The organism is Acinetobacter sp. 226, from assembly GCF_048147925.1.
Lineage (GTDB): Bacteria > Pseudomonadota > Gammaproteobacteria > Pseudomonadales > Moraxellaceae > Acinetobacter > Acinetobacter pecorum.
This window is the reverse complement of record NZ_JAYWYX010000007.1, coordinates 129553-135574: the sequence shown is the minus strand read 5'-3', so window position 1 is coordinate 135574 and position 6022 is coordinate 129553. Positions and strand designations below refer to the sequence as shown.

Annotated in this window: 6 protein-coding genes; all 6 read right to left on the bottom strand. The window is 41.2% G+C overall.

Translation table 11 applies throughout. The features are described 5' to 3' along the window. Window positions 1-166: 166 nt before the first annotated feature. Window positions 167-1357 (bottom strand): serine hydrolase domain-containing protein, encoded by a 1191-nt coding sequence (locus tag VXP95_RS04855; protein WP_416711575.1) that lies wholly within the window; start codon window positions 1355-1357, stop codon window positions 167-169. Between the two features lie 84 nt (window positions 1358-1441). After that, window positions 1442-1921 carry a pilin gene (locus VXP95_RS04850; RefSeq protein ID WP_416711574.1) on the bottom strand — a complete coding sequence of 160 codons (480 nt, stop codon included), beginning with the start codon at window positions 1919-1921 and terminating at the stop codon, window positions 1442-1444. 210 nt (window positions 1922-2131) lie between these two features. Further along, window positions 2132-2692: a TPM domain-containing protein gene (locus tag VXP95_RS04845; RefSeq protein ID WP_416711573.1), complete on the bottom strand. Its 561-nt coding sequence runs from the start codon at window positions 2690-2692 to the stop codon at window positions 2132-2134. Then, entirely contained in the window at window positions 2686-3741 is a 1056-nt protein-coding gene (locus VXP95_RS04840; RefSeq protein WP_416711572.1) for a TPM domain-containing protein, read from the bottom strand. The genes VXP95_RS04845 and VXP95_RS04840 overlap by 7 nt, the downstream gene beginning before the upstream one ends. Before the next feature lie 30 nt (window positions 3742-3771). Continuing rightward, a complete protein-coding gene (locus VXP95_RS04835; RefSeq protein WP_064094594.1) occupies window positions 3772-4362 on the bottom strand; it encodes a LemA family protein in 591 nt (196 codons plus the stop codon). A 184-nt stretch (window positions 4363-4546) separates the two neighbouring features. Continuing rightward, a complete protein-coding gene (locus VXP95_RS04830; RefSeq protein WP_416711571.1) occupies window positions 4547-5968 on the bottom strand; it encodes an FAD-dependent oxidoreductase in 1422 nt (473 codons plus the stop codon). Between the last annotated feature and the right edge of the window lie 54 nt (window positions 5969-6022).

Sequence of the window (6022 nt, the reverse complement as noted above, 5' to 3'; positions counted from 1 at the left end):
TATGACAATTTTATATACTCCATAAACCCTTTAAATTAATTAGGTGGTTTATGTCGCACTTCAAGTTTTACTCTGCCGATCTACTCAATAAAAATTAGATAATATTTTGTACTCTAAAATCATAAATTACTTAAGTTAATAGTATCAACCATACAAATAAGATCTCTTAGTCATTCAAAGCCTTATAAAAATATTTTTCTAATAAGTTCTCATCATAATCCTCATTATACAAAGTAGCACCATTACCTATCCATACAACAACCTCTTTCTTTGCTGTGACCATTGCTAAAGAAGTTACAGCAGGTAGACCACCATTTCTAAAATACATGACTGGCTTATTTAAGCTAGCACGATATTGCCACATGGCATAACCATTACATGATTTAAACTGCTGAATAATACAATTATTCAAAGTATCTAAATTGATAGATAAAATATTATAAGGTTTAGACTCCAGCATAGATCGAATTAAAACTGCTAACTGTTTTGCACTACCAGACAATCCTGCTGATGAAGATAAGGCTTTAAAATCAAATTTATTATCATCAGACTCCATCCAGAAATTATTATTTCTAAAATCATATTTCACTTCATCTGAATAATAATATCCATCTACAAATTTTATATTTTTTTCTTTAATTGAATAATATTGATTAATATACTCTCTATAATTTTTTTTTGCTATACGCTCTAATACAACACCTAATAAACAATAATTACGATTATCATAGGCATAGCGTTGGTCTGGTTCAAAATCTAATTTTAACTTTCCAAGCTCTTCTAGACTATAGGGACACCACGATTTTTTATTGATTGCAAATACAACATCTTCACTACGCATACGATCAAAACCTGAACGATGTTCCAATAAATTTTTAATGCTGATTTTTTGTATACGTAAGTCTTTAAATTTTTCTTTTTTTAATTCAGGAAATAAGCTAATAAAAGGTGTGTCTAAATGTATTTCACCTTGATTTACTTGTTGTAATACAGCATCACTCGTCAAAAGTTTAGTTAAACTTGCATAACGAAAGCGTGTATTTTCATTTAAAGGGCTAGAAAAAAAGGTTGTACCTTGCCAACCACTCTGACAACTATATACTTGATTTTTAGTATCTATATAGGCAATTTGATTAGATAAGTTTTTTTGATTTTTTATAATATATTTTAAACTACCTTTCATCCAGACTGGTGCATTGCTACTACAATGAATATTCCACACTGCCAAATGAGATTGTAATGGATAAATCAAACGCCAAAAAACTAAGCGATCAATTAATATAAAATGTGAGATTAGCAATAAAATAGAAACTGATATTATTATAATAATTATAGATTTTATTCTAAATATATTCACTAAAATTAAAACTCAGTAAAAGGATTTAATCACCTAAAAAAGAGCTTATATTAAGCTCTTTTTTAGGTACAAAATTATGACTTATTATTTTTTATCTTCAGAAGGTGGTGTTGTACTTAACGCAGCAGAACAACCAGCTGGACGGAATTTTTCTAAAACGCTTGTTGAACAACCCCATGTACCAGCTTCGTTACGTGACCAACGCAATTGGTTTTGATTGGCTTTTTGTAAAATTGATGCTGCACTTCCACTAAATGTACCAGTAATTGTTGCTGTACTGTTTGCAATATCAATATCTACAGCTACCCCAGCAGGAACATTCGTAACAGCTGTACCAAGTAAATTAGATGCTGTTGCACCTAATTCACAATTAGCAGCCTTTCCTTCTAAAATACAATTTTCTACTGCCGTTTTGATACCACCTAATTCCGACATCACACGACTAACTTGCGACTTAGCAATATAGTTTTGATACTGAGGAATCGCAATCGCAGCCAAAATACCGATAATTGCTACAACAATCATTAATTCAATAAGGGTAAAACCCTTTTGTACTGTATTCATAACATTCTCCACAAATGTTTTTGTTTATTTATAAGCCTAAAGAAAGAGCTCATTTAGCTTAATTTTATATTTAGCACTAAGTGTGCCAAGTTTTATTATAATAAAATTGAGAGAAAAAACAGCACTTTAAAAAAATTTTTTTATTTTTGTAACTACTGTGTTTTATTTTGTGTAACTAACTGACAAAAACTGTCAGTTAGTTGACTAAAATCACCCCAGAATAATCGGTTTATTCCCTAATTCATTTTCCAAATCATCTATTTTCCGATCATAGTACTGATCCAATACTTCTCCGATCTGCTTCACACCTTCAATGACACCTTCTTTAAACCTCTGTTGAGCCAGATTTTGAATGATGTTTTGACAGATTTCATCCCAGACTTGCTGGGTCGTCGCATTTTTAATTCCTCGATCAATCACAATTTCAACTTTATGCTCGCACAGATTCAAATAGAGTAATACCCCACTATTATATTCAGTATCCCAAACCCCAATTTCAGCAAATAACTGTCGGGCCCGATATAAAGTATCTTGATAATAAGCAGATCGTGAAGGTAGACAGCCTTCGATCACGACCTGAATCTCCCCCACATGTCCATGCTCAGCTTCTTCCACCGCCACTGCAATCGCATGCTGATCCTGTTTGGAGAAAAAGCGCTTGGTGGCCGGCATATAAAAGAAATGCTTGAGCCAGCGTTGAAAACTCGGCTGTGCATGTTCTTCCATTTTGGGCTGCGTGACTATATCTGTCGTATCTGTAGTTGTTACCATGAGCCTGATGCTCCTCCCCCGCCAAAACCACCACCGCCACCGCCGAAGCCGCCGCCGCCAAAACCACCTCGACCGCTACCGCCGCCTCGGCCGCCACCGGCCAAGAAGGCATGTAATATCAGCTGGGCTATAGAGGTAATCAATAAAAAGAATATACCTGCACCAATCATTAAACTTGCAAGCAACCCCATGCCATTGACCAGACCAGCAGCTGTCCCTGCAACTGCGGCAGTCGCAGCGCTCAGTTTTCTGCCGAAGATCATGGATCCCACGACACCTGCGACAATAATAAACAGCACACTACTCAACGTCGCTTTACTGGCTTTTTGTGCCTGATAAGCCTGTTCCTGACGCTCTTTCAGCTCATCCGCCGCCTGTGCTGCAATTTCAGGATCCAGATTTAAAATCCGCTCAATTTCAGTCAGACCTGCAGCAATCCCTTGAGCATACTGGTCCTGCTTAAAATACGGCGTGATGGTGTCATGAATAATACGGCCTGCCACGATATCGGGTAGCACCCCTTCCAGACCATAACCGGTCAAGATCTGAATACGGCGATCATTGATAGCAATGGTCATCAACAAACCATTATCCCGTTTAGCCGAACCAAGCTGCCAGGCCTCAGCCACCCGCATGGAATAATCAAAAATATCTTCCTGGCCCGTCGTTGGCACAATCACTACACCAATCTGGCCTTTTCCTTCCTCATAGAGTTTCAGAATACGCTGACTGAGTTGCTGTTTTTCAGTGGCACTGAGTATATTGGCTTGGTCAATGATCGGTTCATTCAGACTTGGTAGGTCGCGCTGAAGCTGCCCTTCAGCCATATCATTGGCAATTTGTGGCTGTGATGCTGCTGCAGTTTCTGTTTCAGTTCCACTTTTTTGAGCTGGAGCATTTTGACCCGCTTTAGGCTGCAAAATTTCACGGGCCACGATCGCGTCTTCAGTATCCGTAGCCGTGGCTGTTTCTGCTGAGACAGGCGCTATTATCCCCATGCCCAATATGAGGAGCAAACCGGCACAGTATTTCAGCAGCATCTCAGGCATCTGATTCCTCGCTTATTTAAAGGTCAGTTATTATTCAAAGGAAACCGTTGGAGCTTTCTGGGCACTTTGCTCGGCGCTAAAGTTCGGTTTAGGCTCCATTCCGATCACTTTGGCAGTCATGACTTGCGGGAACTGACGTGCATAAGAGTTAAAGTCCTGAACCGTGGTAATGTAACGGTTACGTGCCACAGCAATCCGGTTTTCAGTTCCTTCCAGTTGTACCTGCAGATCACGGAACTGCTGGTTGGCTTTCAGGTCCGGATAATTTTCAGTGACAGCCAAAAGACGCGACAGGGCACTGGTCATCTGCGCCTGTGCTTCCTGATAGCGCTGAAACAGTTCAGGATCTTCCAGTACTTCACGATCTACTTTCAGGCCGGCAACATTGGCACGTGCTTGGGTCACTTCCGTTAAAACCTGCTCTTCATGCGAGGCATAGCCTTTGACTACATTGACCAGATTAGGTACCAGATCGGCACGGCGCTGATACTGGTTCTGGACTTCCGACCAAGCTGCCGTTACTGCTTCATCTTTGACCTGCAAGGTATTATAGCCACAGCCACTCAGGGTCAAGGTACTGGCCAGCATCAAAGCTATGAGAGATTGTTTTAATACACGCATGATGTCTCGTCCTCAATTCTTTATTGATATTTATATAATTAATTTGATTTTAAACACTATTTTCTGAAGTTTTGTTACTTTTTATAATATTTTTAATGCTTTCCATTTTAGGGCTCAAACTCATCAAAGATTAAAAAACCCGCCGTGGCGGGTTTTTTGAATGACTTCAGTGAATTTTCAACTGTTAGATATCTAGATAATCCAGAATCCCTTCAGCTGCCTGACGGCCTTCCCAGATTGCGGTTACCACCAGATCAGAACCACGAACCATATCACCACCAGCAAAGATTTTTGGATTCGAAGTCTGGAATTTGTGTTGTTGCTGCTCAGCGGCAACGACACGACCTGAACCATCCAGATTGATTTCCACATCGGTGAACCAGTCTGCTGGGCTGGTACGGAAACCAAAAGCAAGTAGAACTGCATCCGCCGGCAGAATTTCTTCTGAACCCGGAATCGGCTCTGGACTACGGCGACCGCGGCTGTCCGGCTCACCCAGCTGAGTAGTAATAAATTTCACACCGGTCACTTTACCATTTTCACCAACAACTTCGATTGGCTGACGGTTAAACTGGAAACTTACCCCTTCTTCACGCGCATTTTGCACTTCACGGCGTGAACCCGGCATGTTTTCTTCATCACGACGGTAAGCACAAACTACCGACTCAGCACCTTGACGAATTGAGGTGCGGTTACAGTCCATCGCTGTATCACCACCGCCTAAAACGATGACTTTCTTGCCTTCAACACTGATGTATTCAGACGGATCTTTTTCCCAGCCTTGGCAACGATTGACATTCGCAATCAGGAAATCCAGTGCATCATACACACCATCCAGATCTTCACCGGCAAAACCACCTTTCATATAAGTATAGGTGCCCATACCCATGAATACCGCATCATAATCAGAAAGTAGCTGGTCGATGGTCACATCTGTACCAATCTCAGTGTTCAGACGGAATTCAACCCCCATACCCGTGAAAATTTCACGGCGGCGTTTCATCACGTCTTTTTCCATTTTGAATTCTGGAATACCAAACGTTAAAAGACCACCAATTTCCGGACGCTTGTCAAACACGACCGGCTTTACGCCTGCACGTACCAAAATATCGGCACAGCCAAGTCCGGCAGGGCCTGCACCAATGATCGCAACTTTTTTGTCTGTCCATTTCACATTGGACATATCTGGACGCCAGCCCAATGCAAAGGCAGTGTCGTTGATATATTTTTCGGCATTCCCGATCGTCACTGCACCGAAACCGTCGTTGAGGGTACACGCCCCTTCACACAGACGGTCTTGCGGACAGACACGACCACAGACTTCTGGCAAGGTATTGGTCTGGTGACACAGTTCAGCCGCCTGGAACAGACGTCCTTCAGACACCAGTTTCAACCAGTTGGGAATATAGTTATGTACCGGACATTTCCACTCACAATACGGATTACCACAACCTAGGCAGCGATGCGTCTGGTTGGCTGCAATTTCTGCGGTATAAGGCTTATAAATTTCCACAAATTCTGCTTTGCGGACATCAATCTCTTTTTTCTCTGGATCTTGGCGTGCGACATCCAGGAATTGAAAGTCATTATTCAGGCGTTCTGCCATGTCTCTCTCCGTGGGGAGATGTAAGGGGTTCACAGTTGCCTTACATCTGCCTAT

Excerpts from the sequence above, each read along its gene's own strand:
- VXP95_RS04850 (WP_416711574.1), bottom strand. The coding sequence starts at position 1,921 with ATGAATACAGTACAAAAGGGTTTTACCCTTATTGAATTAATGATTGTT.
- VXP95_RS04845 (WP_416711573.1), bottom strand. The coding sequence starts at position 2,692 with ATGGTAACAACTACAGATACGACAGATATAGTCACGCAGCCCAAAATG.
- VXP95_RS04840 (WP_416711572.1), bottom strand. The coding sequence starts at position 3,741 with ATGCCTGAGATGCTGCTGAAATACTGTGCCGGTTTGCTCCTCATATTG.
- VXP95_RS04835 (WP_064094594.1), bottom strand. The coding sequence starts at position 4,362 with ATGCGTGTATTAAAACAATCTCTCATAGCTTTGATGCTGGCCAGTACC.
- VXP95_RS04830 (WP_416711571.1), bottom strand. The coding sequence starts at position 5,968 with ATGGCAGAACGCCTGAATAATGACTTTCAATTCCTGGATGTCGCACGC.